The organism is Promicromonospora alba (assembly GCF_042654905.1).
Taxonomy (GTDB): Bacteria; Actinomycetota; Actinomycetes; order Actinomycetales; family Cellulomonadaceae; genus Promicromonospora; species Promicromonospora alba.
Window position 1 is genome coordinate 33,951 of record NZ_JBHSFI010000010.1, and the last position, 20,819, is coordinate 54,769.

Consider the following 20,819-nt stretch of genomic DNA (forward strand, 5'->3'; position numbering starts at 1 on the left):
CGGCAATTACCGCGGCTTGCTCCACGAACTCGGCTGGAGGGGCGAACAACCCCCTGGAGTGCAGTTTCTACCACAGGGCGTCCCACGCGTGGAAGGGCACGACCGTGGTGCGACCAGCGAAAATATGTGCCACTGAGGAATATGGCAGCCCCGTAGCGCAATAGCCGCACAATACTGTACAAACCGGGCACGACTCCTCCGGCCCGAGGCATGCGGCCCACCGACGGCCGCAGCCGTGACCGGCCGCGTAGGGTGCTCTCCATGAGCGCCGAGCACACCCAGACCGCCCCCCGAACCGCTCTCCCGGACACCCCGCTGGACCCCACCGCCACCGACCCGTTCGCATGGCTCGAGGACGTCGACGGAGACACCGCCCTGAGCTGGGTCCGCGAGCGCAACGCGCACAGCGCCCAGGTCCTCGGCGGTCCCGCCTTCACCGAGACCGAGCGTGCGGTGCGCGAGGTCCTCGACTCGGACGACAAGATCCCGCACGTCTCGAAGGTCGGCGAGCACTACTACAACTTCTGGCAGGACGCCGAGCACGAGCGCGGCCTGTGGCGCCGCACGACGCTCGACTCCTACCGCACCGACGACCCCGAGTGGGAGACGGTCCTCGACCTCGACGCCCTCGCGGCGGCGGAGGGCGAGAGCTGGGTCTGGCACGGCGCGAGCGTCCTGCGCCCGACGCCGGAGCAGCTCGCGGCGGGCGAGCCGCGCCGGCACGCGCTGGTCGACCTGTCGCCCGGCGGGTCCGACTCCGACGTGACGCGCGAGTTCGACCTCGTCACCAAGCAGTTCGTGCCCGAGAGCGACGGCGGCTTCGTGCGTGCCCAGGCCAAGGGCGGGCTGTCCTGGATCGATGCGGACACGGTCTACGTGTACACGGACTTCGGCGAGGGCACGATGACGCCGTCGGGCTACCCGCGGCAGGTGAAGCGGTGGTTGCGCGGCACTCCCCTGGCCGAGGCGACCGTCGTCTACGAGGGCACCGACCAGGACATGTACATCAGCGCGTCCCGGTCGCACACCCCGGGCTTCGAGCGGGACCTGGTGCACCGCGCGCTGCGCTTCTACGCGAACGAGACGTACCTGGCGACGAACGCGGGCACGCCCGAGCAGACCCTCACCAAGATCGACGTGCCGGACTCGGCGAACGTGGGCCTGCACCGCGAGTGGATGATGGTGCGCCTGCGCGACGACTGGACGCTCGGCAAGGTGACCTACCGCGCAGGCTCCCTGCTCGCCGCCGACTTCGACGGCTTCATGGCCGGGTCGCGCGACCTGACGGTCCTGTTCGAGCCGACGCCGACGACGTCGCTCGCGGGCATCACCTGGACGCGGAACCACCTGGTGCTCAACGTGCTCGACGACGTGAAGAACCTGCTGCACGTGCTGACGCCGCCCACGGCGGCCACTCCGGGCGGCGAGTGGGCGCGCTCCGAGCTCCCCGTGGGCGGCGAGCTGCTGACGGTCGGGGTCGGCGCGGTGGACGTCGTCGACTCCGACGACGTCTGGGTGGTCACCACCGGTTACCTGACGCCGTCGACGCTGGGCCGCACCACGGTCGCCGGACCCGGCGAGACGGCGGCGGCGCCCGAGGTGCTCAAGTCGGCGCCGTCGTACTTCGAGGCGGCCGGCATGGAGGTCCGTCAGCAGTTCACGGAGTCGGACGACGGCACGCGGGTCCCGTACTTCGTCGTCGGCCGGGCGGACCTCGTCTCGGGCGAGGCCGGGCCGGCGCCCACCCTGCTGTGGGGCTACGGCGGGTTCGAGCACGCGATCCTGCCCGGGTACTCGGGCACCGTCGGACGCGCGTGGCTGGAGCGGGGCGGGGTCTACGCCGTGGCGAACATCCGCGGCGGCGGCGAGTACGGGCCGGCCTGGCACCAGGCCGCCCTGAAGGAGAACCGGCACCACGCGTACGAGGACTTCGCGGCAGTAGCTCGTGACCTCGTCGCGCGCGGCATCACGGTCCCGGCGCAGCTGGGGATGGAGGGCCGGTCGAACGGCGGGCTGCTCGCCGGCAACATGCTGACGCAGTACCCGGAGCTGTTCGGGGCGATCATCGTGGGTGTCCCGCTGCTGGACATGAAGCGGTACTCCCACCTGCTCGCGGGAGCGTCCTGGATGGCCGAGTACGGCGACCCGGACACCGACGAGTGGGAGTTCCTCCAGAGGTACTCGCCGTACCACCTGTTCGACGCGGCGCGGGACTACCCGCCGGTGCTGTTCACGACGTCGACCAAGGACGACCGGGTGCACCCCGGCCACGCCCGCAAGATGGCGGCGCTCATGCTGGCCGCGGGCAAGGACGTGACGTACTACGAGAACATCGAGGGCGGCCACGGTGGGGCGGCCAACAACGCCCAGGCGGCGTACATGGCGGCCACCCACTGGACGTTCCTCTGGAACCGCCTGACGGCCTGACGCCCATCCGCGAAGTAGAGCGTGTGTCTGGACGCACGCTCTACCTCGCGGTCCGCTTCGGACACCCGCTCTACTTCGGCGTCGTTCTGTTCGCGAAGTAGAGGAAGTGTCCGGGCGGGTTCAGCCGACGCGGCGCATGTGTGCGAGCCCGAGCAGGAACGCGTCGTACACCAGGGCGTCGAGTCTCGCCGGATCTCCGACGTCCGCCCATTTCACCTCGAAGATCAGCCAGCCCGCCTCCTCGAGTGCGCGCACTCTGCGAGCCCTCTCTCGCTGGGCCAGCTCCGGGTCGCCGAACGCGCCGCCGGAGTACTTGACCGCCCCGTCGAACTCGAAACCGACCTTGAGATCTGGCCACCCGACGTCGACCCAGAACGTCCCGATCCGAGTCTTGACCGGGATCTGAAGAGACGGATTCACGTCCCTCGCGCGATGCATGGCCGCCCGGACGATCGACTCCCCGGGCGAGCCCGAACGCGGATCTGCACGGCGCAACGTCTCACGTGCTTGGACGACGCCGCGCTTTCCGACGGACTCAGCGACGATGCGCTGGACGAGAACGGTGCTCGCGCCACGCCGAAAGGCGGAATCTGCAGCAACGAGCGCACTGTCGGGCTTCAGTGACCTGATCGAGTCGACCAAGCTCCGCTCCAGCGTCGTGACCGGAATCCCGCTCACGGTGGACCGGTCGCGGTCCGGCAGCTTCGTCCAGTGCCGAACGACGTCCGTCTCGTGCTCATGGTCGATGTTCGGGTTGCTGAGATGTGTCACGTGGACTGCCGTGCCGCTCCGAAACGTCCAACAGCCGTGCAGGAGCAGGGCAGTCTGATGACTTACCCAGAGGGACGAGCGGGAGCGCTCGACCACGGCCCGCACAGTGCGTAGCGTCACGAGCTCGGATACTTCGTGCGGTCGCAGACCGTCATCGATCGGCACCATGAGTACACCTGGTCTGATCCGCTCCAGGTCCCCGCGCCGCACGCGCTCCGCGAGGCGCCGTCGGTCCCGCGCGGAGTACCCGATCTTCGCCGGAACCTCCGGCTCGGTCTCTCGATCTGCGGAGTACATCCGGGACGTGACCAGCGACCCGTCCGCGGCGGATCGCTGGAGGTCTGCTATTCGTCGCAGGTTTTCTGCGTACTCGGCTCGTCTCACCAAGGGAGCATGTGTGACCGGAGGCAGGCTGGACCGAGCTGTGGAAAACGTACGGCCTGTGGTTGCGCTCCAGGCCCTGGAACGACGGCGATCGGGTCGCGAACCGGTTTGTGCGACGGGACGACGACGTCCGGACGCACGCTCTACTTCACGGACACATCGATGCCGAGGTAGAGCAGGGGTTACGCCTCGGCCTTCTCCGACAGGGTCTCCGCTACCCGGCCCAGGTTGGCCAGCTCCGCGCGATGGGCGTCCGTCGAGCCGAGCGACCTCCGGTGCGCCGCCAGGAGCGTCACCTCGACGAGCTGCGCGGCGGGCAGGCCGATCCGCCGCCACGGGACGGCGACCAGGTCGGCGAGCGTGCCGAGTGCCGGCCCCGCGCACTGCGAGACCTCCGCCGGAGGCAGCCCCGCCCAGAGCCTGGTCCCGCGCTCCGTCGCGCGGGCCAGCAGCTCCCAGGCCCGCTCGTTCCAGCCGCCCGGCCCGATGTCGGCCAGGTCGAGGCCCAGCGCGTCGGCACCGGCGAGGACCACCGCCGGCACACCGACCCAGGTGCTGCCCAGGTGGACGACGGAGCGCGCGCCGACGTCCCGCACGGCAGCGAGCACGGGCTCCAGGCCCTCGACGATCTCGGGCCCCGCCACCGCCCGCAGCCGCGAGAACCCGGAGAACGTGGGCAGCACGCCAGCGTGCACCTGGCCGAGCAGCGGTTCCGCGAGCTGCACGGTCACCTCGGCGCCGGGGACCTGGGCGACGATGTCGGCGACGAGCGTGCGCAGGCTCTCGCCGAGCGCGAGGCCCAGGTCCGCGCGCGCTCCGGTGTCCGCAAGGACGCGGTCCCCGCGGGCCGACCAGAGCTGGGCCGCCAGCGTCCAGGGCCCCAGCATCTCCACGGTCAGCGGACCCGTGTGGCCGTGCGCCGCGACGGCGAGCGCCCCGAGGTCCTCGCGCCAGAACGTGTCGGCCCGCCGCGCGTCGATCCCCGGTCGGTCGGTGAGCTTCCAGCCGTGGGGCCCCAGCTCGACGGGCATCTCGGCGAGCCGCACCGCCGTCCGCCCGAGGGCATCTGCGCCCGGACCGCGCTGCGTCAGCTGCGTCAGGAACGGCAGCGCATCGACGCCGGTCGGCAGCTCGGCCAGCTCGCCCAGGGCCATCTGCTGCACCTCGAGCACGTCGCGCTCGCCTCCGGGCCACGGCCCGTGTCCGGTCACAGCGGTCATCAGCTCTCCTTGTTCAGATATGCAGGGCTCGCGGCGCTGCCTAACGCGGCACGGGGGCCCGCCAGGCGCGGGAGACCGTCGCCTGGCCGAGCACCCGCGTCCCGCGGTACACGACCACCGACTGGCCCGGCGCGACACCCCGGAGGGGCGCCCCGGTCAGCTCGATCTCCATGGCGTTCGCGGGCCAGTGGGGTCCGTCCGACGACGCCGGCCGCTCGCCTTCCGCGACGTCGTCACCATAAGCGCCATCCGCCGACGCGACTGACCGCACCCGCGCCGGGACGGGCGCGCCGTGCGCGCGGACCTGGACCTCGGCGGTGAACCAGCCGTCCGCGTCCGGGACGACGCCGGGGGTGTCGACAGGCTCGGTCAACGACACGGGCTCGACCACCGACGCCGGAGCCAGGACGCCGTCGAACCACAGGGCCTTCTCCCCCGCGATCCGGTCCACGCTCAGCAGCTCGGCGGGTCCCACCACCACGGTGTTCGTCGCGGGCTGCACGTCGACGACGTACCGCGCCTTTCCGTCGGCGGCGGGCCGCCCGAGCCCGAGCCCCTTGCGCTGGCCGACGGTGAACGAGTAGGCGCCGTCGTGCTCGCCCACGACCTCGCCGTCGGTGTCCACGACGGAGCCCGGGCGCGAGCCCAGGCGGGACTGCAGGAAGCCGCGGGTGTCGCCGTCCGCCACGAAGCAGATGTCGTAGGAGTCGGGCTTGGCGGAGACCGACAGGCCGCGCTTCGCGGCCTCGGCGCGCACCTCGTCCTTGGACGCGAACCCGCCCAGCGGGAACATCGCGCGCGCGAGCCGCTCCGGCCCCGCGACCGCCAGCACGTAGGACTGGTCCTTGGCGTCGTTGGGCGAACGGTGCAGCTCGCGCACGGCGCGCAGCCCGCCGTCGGGCAGCGTCACCTCGCGGGTCTCGATGCGCGCGTAGTGACCCGTCGCGACGGCGTCGAACCCGAGGGCCGTCGCCTTGTCGAGCAGGGCCTCGAACTTGATGTGCTCGTTGCAGCGCACGCACGGGTTGGGGGTGCGGCCGGCCTCGTACTCCGACAGGAAGTCGGCCACGACGGTGTCCTCGAACCGCTCGGACAGGTCCCACACGTAGTACGGGATACCGAGCATGTCGGCCGCGCGGCGGGCGTCGCCGGCGTCCTCGATGGAGCAGCACCCGCGCGAACCCGTGCGGAACTGGTCCCGGTTGCGGGACAGCGCCATGTGCACGCCGACGACGTCGTGCCCCGCCTCGACCGCGAGCGCCGCGGCGACCGCGGAGTCCACGCCGCCCGACATCGCTGCGAGCACCCTCATCACATGCCTCCGATCGAACGGCCGGACACCAGGCCCGCGGCCTGTGCCCGGGCGACCACGTGGGGCAGCGCGGCGGCGAGCCGGTCGACGTCGGACTCGGTGGACGTGGCGCCGAGCGTGAACCGCAGGGCGCCGCGGGCCTCCGCCTCGGGGACGCCCATGGCGAGCAGCACGTGCGACGGCTGGGGCACTCCGGCCTGGCAGGCCGAACCGGTGGACGCCTGCACCCCTGCCGAGTCCAGCAGGTACAGCAGGGAGTCGCCCTCGGCGCCGGGGAACGTGAAGTGTGCGTTGCCGGGCAGCCGGTCGCCCGACGCCGGCTCGGGGCCGCGCAGCACCGCGGAGGGTGCGGCGACGCGGACGCGGGCGACGAGGTCGTCGCGCAGGGCGGACAGCCGGGCGGCACGCTCCGGCAGGCACTCGACGGCATGGCGTGCGGCGACGCCGAAGGCCGCTATCGACGCCGTGTCGAGCGTCCCGGAACGCACGCCGCGCTCCTGGCCGCCGCCGTGCAGCACCGCGTCGAGGGCCAGGTCGCGCTTCGCGAGGAGGGCGCCGACGCCCACGGGGCCGCCCAGCTTGTGCCCGCTGACGGTCATGGCGTCCACGCCGGAGTCGGTGAAGGACACCTCCGCCTGGCCAACGGCCTGGACGGCGTCGGTGTGCACGGGGATGCCGTATGGGCGCGCCGCGCGCACGACGTCGCGGATCGGCTGCAGCGTACCCACCTCGTTGTTCGCCCACATGACACTGATCAGTGCCGTCTCGTCGGCGTGGGCGGCGAGCTCGGCGCGCAGGGCGTCGAGGTCGAGCCGGCCCTCGCCGTCGACCGGCAGGAGCACTATCTCGGCGCCCGCGTGGCCGGCCAGCCAGAACGCCGGGTCGAGCACGGCATGGTGCTCGACGGCGGAGACGAGGACCCGGCAGCGGCGCGTGTCCTGTGCGCGGCGTCCCCAGAAGATGCCCTTGATCGCCAGGTTGTCCGACTCGGTGCCGCCCGACGTGAAGATGACCTCGCTCGGCCGTGCGCCCAGGGACTTCGCGAGCGTCTCCCGCGCCTCCTCGACGGCGCGCCGTGCCGTGCGCCCCGCGGAGTGCAGCGACGACGCGTTGCCGGTGCGCTGCGCCTCGGCGACGAACGCCGCGAGCGCCGCGGCCGACATGGGTGTGGTCGCGGCGTGGTCGAGGTATGCGCCGTCCGGCTCACGGGGCGGTTCGCCGTGCGCACCGCTCGCCGTGAGCGGCGTGCGTGCGGGAACGGGAGGCGGAGTGGTCACGGTCATCAAGTCTACGAACGCCGCGAGCCCCGAATCGCATCCCAAGGTGTGACGCTGCACGGACTCGCGCGTCCGGGACCGCCGAAGTAGAGCGTGTGTCCGGACACTCGCTCTACTTCGGCAAAAGGGTGACGCCGAGGTAGAGCGGGTGTCCGGACACACGCTCTACCTCGGCGATCAGGAGTGGTGGTCAGCGCTTGCGGTAGACCTGGACGACCGTCGGGCGCGGGCCGCGGAAGTCGCCGGCCTCCGGGGTGACGCCCTCGGCCACGTAGTCGGGGAAGAACGACTGCGGCGCGGCGAACGTCCCGTCCTCGCCCGGGTGCTGCACGTTGACGTAGACCATGCCGTCGCGGGAGTCGACGAGCGGGCCGCAGGTCTCGGCGCCGGCCGGCACCGAGAGGAACTGCTGCACGTGCCCGCGCTCGCGGCCCGAGACCGGCACCTTGAACAGGCCGTCGCACTTCTGGATTGCGTTGGAGCTCGGCGCGCCGTCGGTCGAGATCCAGAGGTTGCCCTCGGCGTCGAACGCGAGGTTGTCGGGGCAGGAGATCGGCGAGACGCGCTCCTTGGGGTAGCCCGAGAAGTACGTGCCCTCGACTGCGGGGTCGCCCGCGACGAGCAGCAGGTTCCACGTGAAGCGGGTCGAGGTCTGGTCGCCCGAGGGGATGATCTCGACCACGTGGCCGTCGCGGTTGCCGGTGTTGGTGACGCCGCCGACGACCTTGTGGGTGCGCGGGTTGGGCTCGGTGGCGCCCTCGACCGTGTTGGTCGGGGTACGGCCGGAGTTGTTGGTGCACGCCACGTAGATGCGGCCCGTGACCGGGCTGATCTCGACGTCCTCCGGGCGGTCCATCTTGGTGGCGCCGACCTTGTCGGCGGCCATGCGCGTGTAGACCAGCACCTCCTCGACGGACATGCCGGGCACCTTGCTCCGGCCGTTCTGCACGAGGGGCAGCCACTCGCCGGTGCCGTCAAAGGCGCCGTCGGACGGGACCGCGCCCGAGCCGTCGATCTCGGCGGCCGGCGAGTCGCCGGTGAACTTGGCGACGAACAGGTCGCCCTCCGAGAGCAGCGTCTTGTTGTGCTTGCGGGCCCAGCGGGAGTCGCCCTTGGCCACGCGGTCCTTGGAGACGAACTTGTAGACGTAGTCGAACGCCTGGTCGTCGCCCATGTACGCGACGGCGTGGCCGCGGTAGGACAGGGTGACGTTGGCGCCCTCGTGCTTGAACCGGCCCATGGCGGTGTGCTTCACGGGCGCGGCGGACGGGTCGTGCGGGTCGAGCTCGACGATCCAGCCGAAGCGGTTGGCCTCGTTCTCGAACCCGGCACCGCCACCGAAGCGCGGGTCGTCGGCCTCCCAGCCGTAGCTGGTGGTCGAGCCGATGCCGTAGCGGGCGTCGGCGGCCGGGTTGACTCCGGCGGCCTTGAAATAGCCGTTGAAGTTCTCCTCGCCCGACAGGACGGTGCCCCACGGCGTGGTTCCGCCGGCGCAGTTGTTCATCGTGCCGAACACGCGCGTGCCGGTCGGGTCCGCGGACGTCTTGAGCAGGTCCGAGCCGGCGGCCGGCCCGTCGACGACGAACTCCGTGTCGAGGTGGATCCGGCGGTTGAACGGGCTGATCCGCTGGTAGCTCCAGGGCTTGCCCGGCGCCTTGCGGCGGACCTCGACGACGGCCATACCGTGCGCGGCGCGCTCGATGGCGCGGGCGTAGGCGTTCTTCGTCGTGGTGACGTTGCCTGCGGCGTCCTTCTCCCAGTACTTCTCCGTCGGCGGGAACATGATCGCCGCGTTGGTGTACTCCTGGTTCGAGACGAGCAGGCCGCGGGTGCCGCGGCGCTCGTCGCCGACGTCGAACGGCAGGATGTCGAGGTAGTCGCAGTTATAGCCGAACTGCTTGGCCTGCTGCTCCGGCGACTGGTTGTTCGGGTCGAACGTGCGCCCGCCCGGGAGGATCGGGTCGCCCCAGCGGATGATCGGGTCCCAGGTGTAGCCCTCGGGGACGACCAGCGCGTCGACGTCGACGGGCTGCGGGTCGATCGCACCGAAGGCCAGGCCGCGCCCGCCGTGGCCGGGGAAGCGCCCCTCGGGCAGGGTCGCGGCGGCCGCGGACGGCGCGCTGACTCCCTGCGCACCGATCACCACGGCGCCGGCGGCGACCGCCAGCGTGCCGAGCATCGCGCGGCGCGACAGCACCGAGCTCACAACGTCCTTGAAGTATTCGTTGGCGCTCTCGTTCGGAGCGGGGTGAAGGCACGCGTCGTTGCACTTGAGGCGGCACGTGACGGGGCTGCGCTTGCCGCGCGCGTGCGTCTGCACCGTCAGCAGCGTGCGGTGTTCAGGGGCGATCGTCATCGGAGGTTCTCCGGTCGGTGCTGGGGGGTAGGTCGTCGTCAACCTAGGAGCAGGCGGTGTCTCGCCCACCAAAGGTCCGGTACGTCCAGATGAACGGGACGTGTCCAGCAGGTGGGTCGGGTCCGCTTCACCCGAGAATGGCGCGGCTCGTGACGTCGCGCCACCCCTCGGCGCGCAGCAGCTGCTCCGCACCGCGCGACCGCAGACCGCGCTCGCACACCACGACCACTGGCCCGTCGAGGGGATGGTCCAGCAGCTCCGGCGGCAGGTTGCCGGCCGCCAGATCCTCCAGCCGGGCGAACACCGCGCCGGGCACCGCACCTGGCCGCAGCCCGACGTCGAGCAGCAGCACCCCGGGCAGCTCAGGGCGGGCGGACGGCGGCCCGGGCTGGCCCGCGGTCGGCGACGGGGACGTCTCGGAAACCACCGCGGGCCCCGGGGACGGCGCGAGCGCAACCCCCTCCACGGCCGCGGACGCCGCTACGGTCTCTGCGGTCTCGACGGCCGCGGGGTCCGGGCCCGACGGCGGCGCGGCCAGCTCAATCGTGTCCCACGCCGAGGTGCGCGCGTCGTACGCCAGCAGCCGGCCCAGCGCCGGATCACCGGTGCCGGTCAGGACCTTGACGGCCTCGACCGCCATCGTCGAGCCCACGACGCCGCACGCCGGGCTCAGCACGCCCACTGTCGCGCACGACTCCCCCTCGGGCGGCTGCGGACCGAACACGTCGGGGTAGGTGATCGCCCTCCCGTCGGGAGCCGCCGACCAGAAGACGCTCACCTGGCCGTCCCAGCCGAGCACGGTGCCCCAGACGACGGGCAGGCCGAGGCTCGCGGCGGCGTCGGACACGGCGTAACGCGTCTCGAACGTGTCCGAACCGTCGACCACCAGGTGGTACCCGCCGAGGATCGCCGCGGCGTTGTCGCGGGTCAGCCGCTCCGAGTGCGCAACCACCTCCACCGACGGGGCGAGCCCGCGCAGCGCGTCGGCGGCCGACGCCGTCTTGGCGCGTCCGACGTCGGCCACAGAGTGCAGCACCTGCCGCTGCAGGTTGGAGGCCTCGACGACGTCGTCGTCAACGATGCCGAGGGTGCCCACCCCGGCCGCGGCGAGGTACTGCAGCACCGGGGACCCGAGGCCGCCGGCGCCCACCACCACCACACGCGACGCGGCGAGGCGTTCCTGCGCGGTCAGCCCGAACCCATCGAGCAGGAGGTGCCGCGCGACCCGGCGGCGCTCGTCCGGCGCCAGGTGGCCCTGGACGGGCGCGACCTGTGGCGGAAACCGCTTCATCACGCCATTCCACCACGACTACTGCTCGTCAATCCAAGCGCCTCGGTCAACTCAGGCGCTTCGGAAATCGAGGACCAGCCACATAGCGCACACCAGGACCACGCGCCTGCGTGCCATCCTTCACGAGCACCTCTCGCTTCTGCAGGTCACGCAACATATCTCGCGCTGGATACAGATCGAGATCAAACATCCGCCGAATCGTCTGGTTCGTCACGTAGCCGTATTCACGGACGTGCTCAACGACCTTGTCGTCAAGCCCGTCCGCGGCCCGACGGTGATAAGCGACCGCCAGCCCGAGCCCCGTGAGTGCGCTGCTCGTGAGCCCATAGCGTGGAAACGCTGCACTCGCGGTACGGCGTGACGGTTCAATAAGCCCTGCCGACGCGAGCCTGGCCAGTGCCGCCTGTGCACCGACACCCGGACGCTGAATCAAGGGAGCAACCTCGCTGGCATCGACACTCCGGCGCACACAGAGGGCGTCGAGAACGAGCAGTGCCTCGATGTCTGCGGAAAGGGCGTCCGGCATGGCCGTGTTGACGTACCGCGCGAATGCGTTGTTTCCTTCCCCTCCTGGCACCGAGACTTCAACCACAGTGCCGTGATCCGTAAAAGTCGGTGGCTTCTTGCCTGCGCGCAGAAGCACTCGATACGCACGGTCGACACCTTGACCTGTCCGCTCCGCTATCTGAAGCGTGGTGACGGTCTCGAGCAGCAACCGATTCCGCGGCGTTGACGGGTGGCTGAGGATGTTCTCCGCAGTGACACCGAAGACAAGCCCACCGGGGTTCGTCACGCGAAGTTGCTCGGGAGATTGTTCGATATCCACGCTCCCGTCAACCTCGTAGTCCCTGTGGACCAGGGCATTGACGACGAGTTCGCGCACCGCCTCGGGAGGATAATCCTGCAGGGTGAGCTGAACACCGCCGGCGATGTTGAGCGGACGCACGAGCTTCCGTGCGTCGACGGCTTCCAGCAGGTACTCGATGGCAGCAAGGAGTGGTCTCGTCTCCCGGAACCTTGCACTCGCCTCAGTTCCCGGCGTCGCCCGGTACTGGTACGAGTACCCGTAGGTTGGAATCAATCGTGCGATCTCGTCGACATCGCCGACAAGGAGCACGCCGGCGTTCGTCAGCTCACCTGCACTATTCATCAGCCGCAGATCCTGAAGGATCGCTTCGGGTTTCTGTTGCGCGAGATCCGGCTTGTTTGCCGCGCGGAGCAGCCTCCGCAGCCTGACGATCTCGTCCTCCGAGTAAGTCACCGAACCCGACAGCGCTGCCGACCAGTCGTACAGTCCCCGCGACGCCAGCGCTTGACGCTGCTCTTCGGGCGGAAACGGTCTGCATTCATGACCGACCCGTCGGGTTGATGTGCCCTTCGCGTTGGCATAGAAGGTCGCCCCCTGCGGGACCGTGATCTCGAGCAGCAGCCTTCCGCGCACCTCGCGCTCAAAGATCGGCACCGAGAGCGACGGCCGGGTACGGTCAAAGATCCCCTTGACCAGCCCCTGCTGAAGCCCAGGCGACACCCCAAGCAGCGCATCAATCCCGCGCCCCTTGTCGGCCACGCCGACGATCACCGTGCCGCCGACGCTGTTTGCAAAGCACACGACGGCGTCGGTGATCGTCTCAAAGGTGTGTTTGATCGAGTCGGACTCCTGCTTGAACTCGAGCATGGTGGTCTCGAGCTCGTCGGCGGACGCTCCCGCGAGCACAGCGTTGATGGCATCGTCGAAGGTGGCCATGAGTTTGAGGATAGTTTGATCAACCGTGACATCGCAACGGTAGATCAAACTTCGTCAAACTCTCCGTCCACCGAGACGGTGAGGTCAGCGGGCCACCGCGGTCAGCATGAGATACGCGGACACGTACAGGACGATCGACGTGACGAGCCCGCCGGCCATGATGGCTCCTCCGCGCTTCCGGCGCATGACGCGTGCGACTGCCCAGATGCTGGACGCAAGCCAGCAGATCCACGGGCCGAAGATCATCATCAAGAAGCCCGCGGCGAAGGCCAGGTCGTTGTCGTTGCAGCCAGGGCAATAGCTCGGCCTCGGCGCACCGATGACTCCGAAGAAGCTTGCGAACGCGCAACCGAACGGGAGGAGCACGATCGCGATGGTCGTCTCGAACTTGTCGATGGTGGACTCGGGATACTGCCGCTGGACGCCTTGAGGCCGCCCGAGGGAGCTACTCATCCCTCGGTGGTGACGTCGTGGTGGCGTCGAACGCGGCGATGAGAGCCCACCGCAGCTCGGCAGCGACCGAGCCGGCCGCGCGCTCGACGAGCTTGATGGTCGCACCCTCGCGACGTACGTCGAGCAGACGGTCGTCCGCTACGGACCATTGCCTGTCCCAGGCCACCGATGGCATCTCGCCGCCGCACCAGGCCTCGACACGCACCCGGAGCGCGTAGTCCTCGCGGGAGAGCAGCTCCAGTGTCGCGTCAGGCGATAGTTCCAGCCTCTGGTCCCGGCTCCCTGCCGCGGCCGACGACGGAGCGCGCAGCGCGCCGGTATCCGGGAGGGTGCGTGCGATGGAACGCCACAGGTCTTCCGGTGTGGTGAACGTGACCTGCGCACCGGGCTCGACGCGCCGCCGGCCGTCGACCCGCGCAAGACGCTGCGTGACCAGCACGATCTGGTCGCCCGACATCGTCAGGAGGGTCTCCGTGCCGCGATCCCGGTGCGCGGCGACCAGCGAACCGCGTACCGGGGCATCTCGATGCTCGGCGAGGATCTCCGCGGCAGTGCCGCTGTCATGGACACCGGTACGGATCAGCTCCTGGAGCCGCGACCATTCCGGGCCATCCACACGCAAGGTTCTCGACAGGGTCATACGGTGGCTCCCTCCCAAGGTCTTCGACGGCGGGCGCCGAGCTCGAGCATGGCTGTTGGTGAGGTCGGCCTCATGGGTCGATGCCGAGCGTCTCGCGAATGACCCTCACCTCGGTGCCGCTGGTGATGTAGTGGGTTCCATCGGTGAGGAAAATACTGGAAGGCGATCTCCAGTCCGGGTGAATGTCGGGTTCGCGGGCCATGGCATCCTCGATCCGCGCGATGATCTCGTCGGCTTCCGGCTTGGTCTTCGCGGTCAGGTGGACCGTCCCCGCGCCAGCGCTGGAGCTACCGAAGCTTTCGCGGCAACCGGCTTCGACGGATTCCACACCTTGGACCTGCGCAACCGTCTCGTTGATCAGCTGCTCGCACTTGGCCGTTGTAACGCCGCAAGCCCCGAGGGGCATCACGAGGCCCAGCACACCGGCCAGGCTCAGCAGTCTGTGTGCGCGGACTTTCCTGCTCGTGCTGAGTGTCATTGGTCGAACTTCCTCTTTACGGGGATGTACTCAACGCTCACCTGCGGCGCCGTGGCACCGGACCACAACGTAGCGTCGGGCACCTCACCGAGTTTCCAGGGGCCAGGTTCGGTGGTTGGGGGCGGCAGGAGGAACCCGGCATCGCGGAGCTCTTGTTCGTAGGTGATCAGGCGGGGGTCGTCAGCGTTGGCGCTCATGGACTTGGTGTAGTTCTCGTGGCCGAATTTCGCCTCCCAGAACCAATCCGGATTGTCCAGGATGATCTTGGACTGATTGGGCCCTCGATCCACCTCCGGGGCGCCGAACCCGACCCGGTCATCACCGAGATCGGCCCTGTGGACGATGTCGCTCTTGTGCCCGAACTGGTGCACATGAATATCCGGATCGATCCGGAACGTGTCGATCGGAGAACCGAACGTCATGGCGTGAGTGACGTTGTACTCACGGGCAAACTCCGCGTCCTCCAGCAGATGCGCGACGGTGATCCCACCCAGGGAGTGACCGACCATCATGACCTGCGCACCGTCGGGGATATCAGCCTTCTCCATCGCCAGCCGAACCGCCTCCGACACCGTGGACTGCCCCGACCCGTTCATCGTGGCCACGTCCGAGGTCAGGTCCATCGGGTTGTCCCCGGCCACCGGACTCCACTCCATCGTTCCCGGCACACTCACCACCATCCGGGGACCGTCCGGGGTCTCCATGGTCGTCACCCGGACGAGGCCCTTTGTGCCCTGCTCACGCCCGGACCAGTGCTCTGCATCGTAGTAAGCGGCGACTATGCCACCCGTGAGTCCGGCAAGTCCGTATGGGAGCTCGTTGGCCGCCGGATCGCGGCTGAAGTCCACCGGCACGGGCTCGCCCGCGTACGCCGTCCCGTCGTCGAACACGCGACTGTGCCACCCGGGGATGGGCAGATCGTTGTACCACTGACCCTCCCTCATGAGCCAGTCGGCCACCAACTCGGCGGTGCTTGGCCAGTTGTTCAGGTCGGTGACATCCTCGTACCAGCCGCTGACGTCGGTGGTGGTGTCGGTGTACCAGACCGCCGTGTCGTCCCACACGTTCCCGGAGGCTTGCGTGAAGTCCTCCCACCCGTCGCTGACGGTGTCGACGGTGCCGTTCCAGGCGTTCCCGATGCCGGTGGCCGCGTCCTGGAACCAGCTGCGCGCCTTCTCCAGCATGGTGGCGGGAGACCCGATCGCCTTGATCTCGTCCGCGCACTCCCGCTCCGCGGTCTCGAAGTCCTCGCCCAACGACCGCGACTGACCGATCAACCGTGTGTTCTCGAACGGCAGTTCCCCGGTGAGCTCGGCCCCCAGCCTGGGACTGCTCAACCCCAGACCCAGCACATCGGCCTCGGCCGCGACACGGGACCTGAAGTCCCCGATCTGCGCGACCAGACCCGACCGGCGGGACTGCAGGGAACGGACCTCGTCCGCGAACCGGTCCAGGACATCGGCCACCGCATCAAGATCATCAGCCAGCTTGTCCGCCGCGGCCCGCACCGGGTCCAACGCACGCAACACCTGGTCGGTGTACGGGGTCTCGTAACACGTGCCGAGCCCTTGCCACGCTCCCGAGACCGCAATACCAGCGTCACGCACCGCGATTGCGCCGCGCCGCAGCGACTTCGCACCGACCGCGACACTCTCCGCGTCCAGGTGCAGGCCGGGCACGAGAGCGGCATCTACGAACATCATGAGTCGGCCTCCGGCACGATTCCAGGCTCGGCCGCACTGAACCTCTTCAGATCGAAGGCCGGCAACGAGTCCCCAGACCCCAGCGGCTCGGACGGCAGAAGGGATGGTCGCGCGCCGAACCGGCTCGCGTCATAGGCCGACCCACCGGAGCCCGGTAGCACAGAGCCTGGCAGCACGGGACCCGGCGGCCACTGAATGCCAGACGGCGGACCGACCGGTGCCGACGAGAACGTCTCGGCCTGCGACAACCCGTGCGCATGCGTCCGGGCCATCTCCTCATCACCATCAAGGATCGCCGCGACCGCACGCACCATGGCACCCGGCGCCGACTCCAACCGCTCCGCGACCACCCGCATGTCCTCCTGCGCGGCCTCGACGAACCCGCCCAGCGCGTCGGCGACGATCTGACTACCACCGCCCGCACCCGGAACATCAGTCCATACATCCGCCAGGGCCTGACCCAGACCGTCCGCCTCAGCACGCACCCGGGCCAACGTCTGATCCACACCCTGCGGCGAGACGCGATATCCCGTCACAGCACCCCCCTCGTCAGCTCAGCACGTCACGATCTCAGACGGTCACGCCACGCCCGCTCGGCGGCCTACTGCGTGATGACCTGCGCCTCGCCGACGACGACCTGGGTCTCCGCGGTGCGGTTCAGCCTGATGGTGCCGCCGAGGTCGCCGGGCCCTTGCCAGTCGGCGACCCAGTAGGACGTCGCGGTTACCGTGTACGGGTCACCCTGCTTGCCGTACTGGTGGCCGCAGTCGGGCGACTCCCTGACGCCGTACCGGTCCTCGTACGGGGTTCCCGGGCCCTTGCAGGTGACCTTCGTCCCGTCGCCCATGTCGTACACGATCCGGACCACCCGCGCGGTCGCCGTGACCGTCACGTCCCCCGCGGTCGCCTCGCCCTCGCCGGGACCATAGGTCGTCGGGCCAGGTTCCTGGACCCACATCCACACCGGCATACCCACGATCCCGACCCGGCCAGGCTTGTCCTCGGGCACGATGCCGATCGTGATCGGCTCGATCCCGATGTCCTCCACCGCGCGCTGGGCCAGAGCCTCGAAGTCGACCTCCGTGCCGGGCGGGACCGGAGCCCAGTACCGCCTCTCTTCAAACTCAGAGCAGTGGGCCATGTCGTTCTGGTCCAGTCGCTCGGCGCATGCGAGCGTCCTGCACAGCACGATCACCCCGTCGTCATGCCCCTTCCAGGCCGGATCGTCCGGGTCGGGCTCCGTATCGACGACGCCCGCGAAGCACCGACCGGTCCACGTGCCGCTCGCGAAAGCGCACGTCTCCTTGCCGTTCACCTCGGGACAGTCGATCTCCGTCTTCCCGCCCCCAGACGAATCAGAACTCGCCGGGGTGGTCTCGGCACCGCCGCAGTCTTCGGCCACGATTCCTAGGCTGTTGTCCGCGTCTGCCGTTACGCCGCTGCCCGAGCACGGGTCCATCGCCACCGGCGCGGAACGAGTCGTCTCGATCTGAACCGCCGCAGCGGCCGGGGCGAAAGTCAGAACGAACAGGATGAAGGCTGCGAGCGACGCGAGCGTGCGCATGTCAGCAAACCTTGTCCGTGGTCGTGAACTTGTTGGCAGTCCACGTCCCGTCTTCCTGGCCCTGCATCACGACCTTCACGATTGTCCGTCTGGGCTGGCCTTTCTTGACGGCCGACGTGCCGTCCTCCCGGACGATGTCGATGTCACTGTTATCAAGACACACGGCGAACTTCACCCGGTGGCCACTGATGCCGTCGGACAACGGGTCACCGTCGTACCCGGTCACCTTGATAGAAGCGATCCGGGTCTTCCCGATCTGCTTGAGACCCTCGTCGGCCCAGAATTCATCACTCTCCGCTACGGCGTCCCAGACCTCCGGTTCGCCGAGAAGGCCCCTCTCGTCGAACAGCTCCGGGAAGGCGGGGGTGCCTTCGATGCGGTGCCGATCGGTGATCTGTCGGTACTCCTGGTACCGCTGCTCCGCCTCTGCCGCCCGCTCGGCGATCGCGGCCTCCGACGGCTCGACACTCGGACTCGGCGAAGCACTCGCGCTCGGCGACGCACTCGGCGATGCCTCTGGCCCTCCCGGCTCGTCACCACCGGACTGGCATGCCACCAGGCCCACACAAAGGACAGCGGCAGCGGCCACGCCACCCAGGCGCGTCGTCGTACGGGTCACAGGCACAGGCTCCTTGAATTCGGAACGGGGCCGTCAGGTAGCGACGACGCGCGACACACCGCACCTAGGCGATATGTCGGAAGTTACGATATCTGGTCGACTTCACCCCCTGCTACGAAAGCCCTGCAGGCCCTGCGACACCACGGAAACACCCCGTCCGCCCGCACCCGGCCGCCCTTCGTCAACAACCATCGAGGTTTGGGCCGACGGTTGCCCTCCTGCAACGATGAGCCACATGGTGCAGCCACGACGAGCAGAACCGCAGCGGGCGCCGGGCGACCCGGCGCCCCGTCCGGTCGTCCGGCCCTTGATCCGGCCGACGGCCAGGCGCAGCCACGTCCCGCCCCTCGGTGTCTACGTCACGCCCGACGGCGGGATCGATGCGGCTGTCCTCGCGTCCCACGCCACCGCCGTCGACCTGTGCCTCATCGACGTGACCGACCCTGACCTGGACGAGCACGACCCCGACCGGTACACCGAGCGCCGGGTCGAGATGGTGGGACCGGTGTACGGCGTCTGGCACACGCACGTGCCCGACATCGCCCCCGGCCAGCGCTACGGCTTCCGCGTGTACGGGCCGTGGGATCCCGAGGCGGGGATGCGGCACAACCCGGCCAAGCTGCTCATCGACCCGTACGCCCGCGGGTTCGCCGGCCGCCTGCGCTACGGCCCCGAGGTGGTGGGCTCGGTGTCCACGGAGCGCGAGCCGGGCTGGTGGCTCGGCGACCGCTACGGCGCGGCGGACGACCGGGACTCGCTGGCGTACGTTCCGCACTCCGTCGTCGTCGCACCGCTGCCGCCGCCCGCTCCCCTGTCGCGGCCGCGCGTGCCCTGGGCCGACACGGTGATCTACGAGGCGCACGTGCGTGGCCTGACCATGCTCCGCGAGGACATCCCGGCGGAGCTGCGCGGCACCTACGCGGGGGCGGCGCACCCGGCCGTCGTCGAGCACCTGCTCAGCCTGGGCGTCACGACGCTCGAGCTGCTGCCCATCCACAAGAGCGCCTCGGAGTCGCGGCTGGCGGCCCAGGACCAGCAGAACTACTGGGGCTACAACACCCTCGGCTTCTTCGCGCCCAACGCGGCCTACGCCACGCAGGCGGCACAGGAGCAGGGCGCCGAGGCAGTGCTCGACGAGGTGCGCGGCATGGTGCACCTGCTGCACGAGGCGGGCATCGAGGTGCTGCTCGACGTCGTCTACAACCACACGTGCGAGGGCGGCGACGACGACCTGCACGTGGCCTGGCGCGGCCTCGACAACCCCCTCTACTACCTGCACGACGGCGCCTCGCCCGCCGCTCTCGCGGACGTCACGGGCACCGGCAACTCGCTCGACTTCCGGCGTCCGCGCGTGATCCAGATGGCCCTGGACTCGCTGCGGTACTGGGCCGAGACCGTCGGCGTGGACGGGTACCGGTTCGACCTCGCGGTGACGCTCGGCCGCGGAACCGTGGGTTTCGACCCGGACCACCCGTTCCTGGTCGCCCTGCAGACCGACCCCGTGCTGTCCGGCCTCAAGCTCGTCGCCGAGCCCTGGGACGTCGGCCCGGGCGGCTGGCAGACCGGCTCGTTCCCGCCGCCCATGGCGGAGTGGAACGACCGGTTCCGCGACGCGGCGCGCGCCTTCTGGCTGGACGCGCCCAAGCAAGGCGTGCGGGGGCAGGAGATGCTCGGCCTGCGCGACCTCGCCACGCGGCTGGCCGGGAGCGCCGACCTGTTCGGGCCGAGCGACCCGCCGCTGGTGCGCGGGCCGGTGGCGTCCGTGAACTACGTGACGGCGCACGACGGCTTCACGCTCGCCGACCTGGTGGCCTACAACTACAAGCACAACGAGGACAACCGCGAGGACAACCGCGACGGCACGGACAACAACCTGTCGTGGAACCACGGGATCGAGGGGCACACGTCCACCGGCGACGACGCCACCACCGAACCGTGGCAGGCCATCGTGCCGCCGCGCCGCAGGTCGCAGCGGAACCTGCTGGGCACGCTGCTGCTCTCCGCCGGTACCCCCATGCTCACGGCCGGTGACGAGTTCGGCCGCAGCCAGGGCGGCAACAACAACGCGTACGTGCAGGACAACGAGGTGTCCTGGCTCCGCTGGGCGATGGACTCCGCTGCGACCGACCTGCTCGAGACCACCCGGTACCTGCTGCGGCTACGACGGGAGCACCCTGCGCTGCGTGCCGACTCGTTCTTCCTGGGCTCGCCCCGGCCCAACGAGTCCGACCCGGACCTGCTCTGGTTCGCCGGCGACGGTGCGCCGATGGAGCCCGCCACCTGGAACCAGACCTGCCGGCGCGTGCTGCAGATGCTGCGTCCGGGACCGGCGGCCGGTGACGCCGACGTGCTCCTGGTCATCAACGGCAACCTGGACGACGCCCACGTGACGCTGCCCCCGCGGGACGACACGAACAGCGCGCCCTGGCAGCTCGTCTGGGACTCCTCGTGGGACTTTCCCTTCGTCCCCGAGGACGAGACGGGCCCACGGACCTCGGTGACGCTGGACGCGCTCAGCCTCCAGGTCCTGCTCTCGCAGGGTGCACAGCACACCACCTGATCCCCGAGATGGCCTCCTGA

General features: G+C 69.8%; 16 protein-coding genes. 2 read left to right on the plus strand and 14 right to left on the minus strand.

Annotation, left to right across the window (positions count from 1 at the left end):
- Window positions 1-261: 261 nt before the first annotated feature.
- The gene (locus tag ACFO6V_RS27045; RefSeq protein ID WP_377141971.1) at window positions 262-2,427 is read left to right on the plus strand and encodes a prolyl oligopeptidase family serine peptidase; all 2,166 of its coding nucleotides are present in this window, start codon (window positions 262-264) and stop codon (window positions 2,425-2,427) included.
- Window positions 2,428-2,547: 120 nt separating this feature from the next.
- Here the strand turns inward: ACFO6V_RS27045 and ACFO6V_RS27050 are convergent, their stop codons facing one another.
- The 14 genes from ACFO6V_RS27050 to ACFO6V_RS27115 form a co-directional block, all read right to left on the minus strand.
- Window positions 2,548-3,582, minus strand: coding sequence for a hypothetical protein (locus ACFO6V_RS27050; protein ID WP_377141974.1), 1,035 nt, complete (start codon window positions 3,580-3,582; stop codon window positions 2,548-2,550).
- A gap of 182 nt (window positions 3,583-3,764) precedes the next feature.
- On the minus strand, window positions 3,765-4,802 hold the full coding sequence (locus ACFO6V_RS27055) for a uroporphyrinogen decarboxylase/cobalamine-independent methonine synthase family protein (protein WP_377141976.1): 1,038 nt from the start codon (window positions 4,800-4,802) through the stop codon (window positions 3,765-3,767).
- A 40-nt stretch (window positions 4,803-4,842) separates the two neighbouring features.
- Complete coding sequence (gene mnmA / locus ACFO6V_RS27060) at window positions 4,843-6,114, minus strand: tRNA 2-thiouridine(34) synthase MnmA (protein WP_377141979.1); 1,272 nt, start codon at window positions 6,112-6,114, stop codon at window positions 4,843-4,845.
- Entirely contained in the window at window positions 6,114-7,397 is a 1,284-nt protein-coding gene (locus tag ACFO6V_RS27065) for a cysteine desulfurase family protein (RefSeq protein WP_377141982.1), read from the minus strand. Before ACFO6V_RS27065 ends, mnmA begins: the two co-directional genes overlap by 1 nt.
- A gap of 184 nt (window positions 7,398-7,581) precedes the next feature.
- On the minus strand, window positions 7,582-9,747 hold the full coding sequence (locus ACFO6V_RS27070; protein WP_377141985.1) for a PhoX family protein: 2,166 nt from the start codon (window positions 9,745-9,747) through the stop codon (window positions 7,582-7,584).
- A gap of 127 nt (window positions 9,748-9,874) precedes the next feature.
- Complete coding sequence (locus tag ACFO6V_RS27075) at window positions 9,875-11,038, minus strand: ThiF family adenylyltransferase (protein WP_377141988.1); 1,164 nt, start codon at window positions 11,036-11,038, stop codon at window positions 9,875-9,877.
- 46 nt (window positions 11,039-11,084) lie between these two features.
- Window positions 11,085-12,782: an ATP-binding protein gene (locus tag ACFO6V_RS27080; RefSeq protein ID WP_377141991.1), complete on the minus strand. Its 1,698-nt coding sequence runs from the start codon at window positions 12,780-12,782 to the stop codon at window positions 11,085-11,087.
- Window positions 12,783-12,866: 84 nt separating this feature from the next.
- Entirely contained in the window at window positions 12,867-13,235 is a 369-nt protein-coding gene (locus tag ACFO6V_RS27085) for a hypothetical protein (protein ID WP_377141994.1), read from the minus strand.
- A complete protein-coding gene (locus ACFO6V_RS27090; protein ID WP_377141997.1) occupies window positions 13,228-13,875 on the minus strand; it encodes a hypothetical protein in 648 nt (215 codons plus the stop codon). The genes ACFO6V_RS27085 and ACFO6V_RS27090 overlap by 8 nt, the downstream gene beginning before the upstream one ends.
- 70 nt (window positions 13,876-13,945) lie before the next feature.
- A complete protein-coding gene (locus tag ACFO6V_RS27095; RefSeq protein WP_377142000.1) occupies window positions 13,946-14,353 on the minus strand; it encodes a hypothetical protein in 408 nt (135 codons plus the stop codon).
- The gene (locus ACFO6V_RS27100) at window positions 14,350-16,056 is read right to left on the minus strand and encodes a hypothetical protein (RefSeq protein ID WP_377142003.1); all 1,707 of its coding nucleotides are present in this window, start codon (window positions 16,054-16,056) and stop codon (window positions 14,350-14,352) included. Before ACFO6V_RS27100 ends, ACFO6V_RS27095 begins: the two co-directional genes overlap by 4 nt.
- Window positions 16,053-16,592, minus strand: a complete 540-nt coding sequence (locus ACFO6V_RS27105) for a DUF6507 family protein (protein WP_377142006.1) — start codon at window positions 16,590-16,592, stop codon at window positions 16,053-16,055. Before ACFO6V_RS27105 ends, ACFO6V_RS27100 begins: the two co-directional genes overlap by 4 nt.
- Before the next feature lie 65 nt (window positions 16,593-16,657).
- A complete protein-coding gene (locus tag ACFO6V_RS27110) occupies window positions 16,658-17,371 on the minus strand; it encodes a hypothetical protein (RefSeq protein WP_377142009.1) in 714 nt (237 codons plus the stop codon).
- A gap of 250 nt (window positions 17,372-17,621) precedes the next feature.
- A complete protein-coding gene (locus ACFO6V_RS27115; RefSeq protein ID WP_377142011.1) occupies window positions 17,622-18,239 on the minus strand; it encodes a hypothetical protein in 618 nt (205 codons plus the stop codon).
- A gap of 235 nt (window positions 18,240-18,474) precedes the next feature.
- Here ACFO6V_RS27115 and glgX point away from each other — a divergent pair, with 235 nt between their 5' ends.
- Window positions 18,475-20,799, plus strand: a complete 2,325-nt coding sequence (glgX, locus tag ACFO6V_RS27120; RefSeq protein WP_377142014.1) for a glycogen debranching protein GlgX — start codon at window positions 18,475-18,477, stop codon at window positions 20,797-20,799.
- Window positions 20,800-20,819 lie beyond the last annotated feature (20 nt).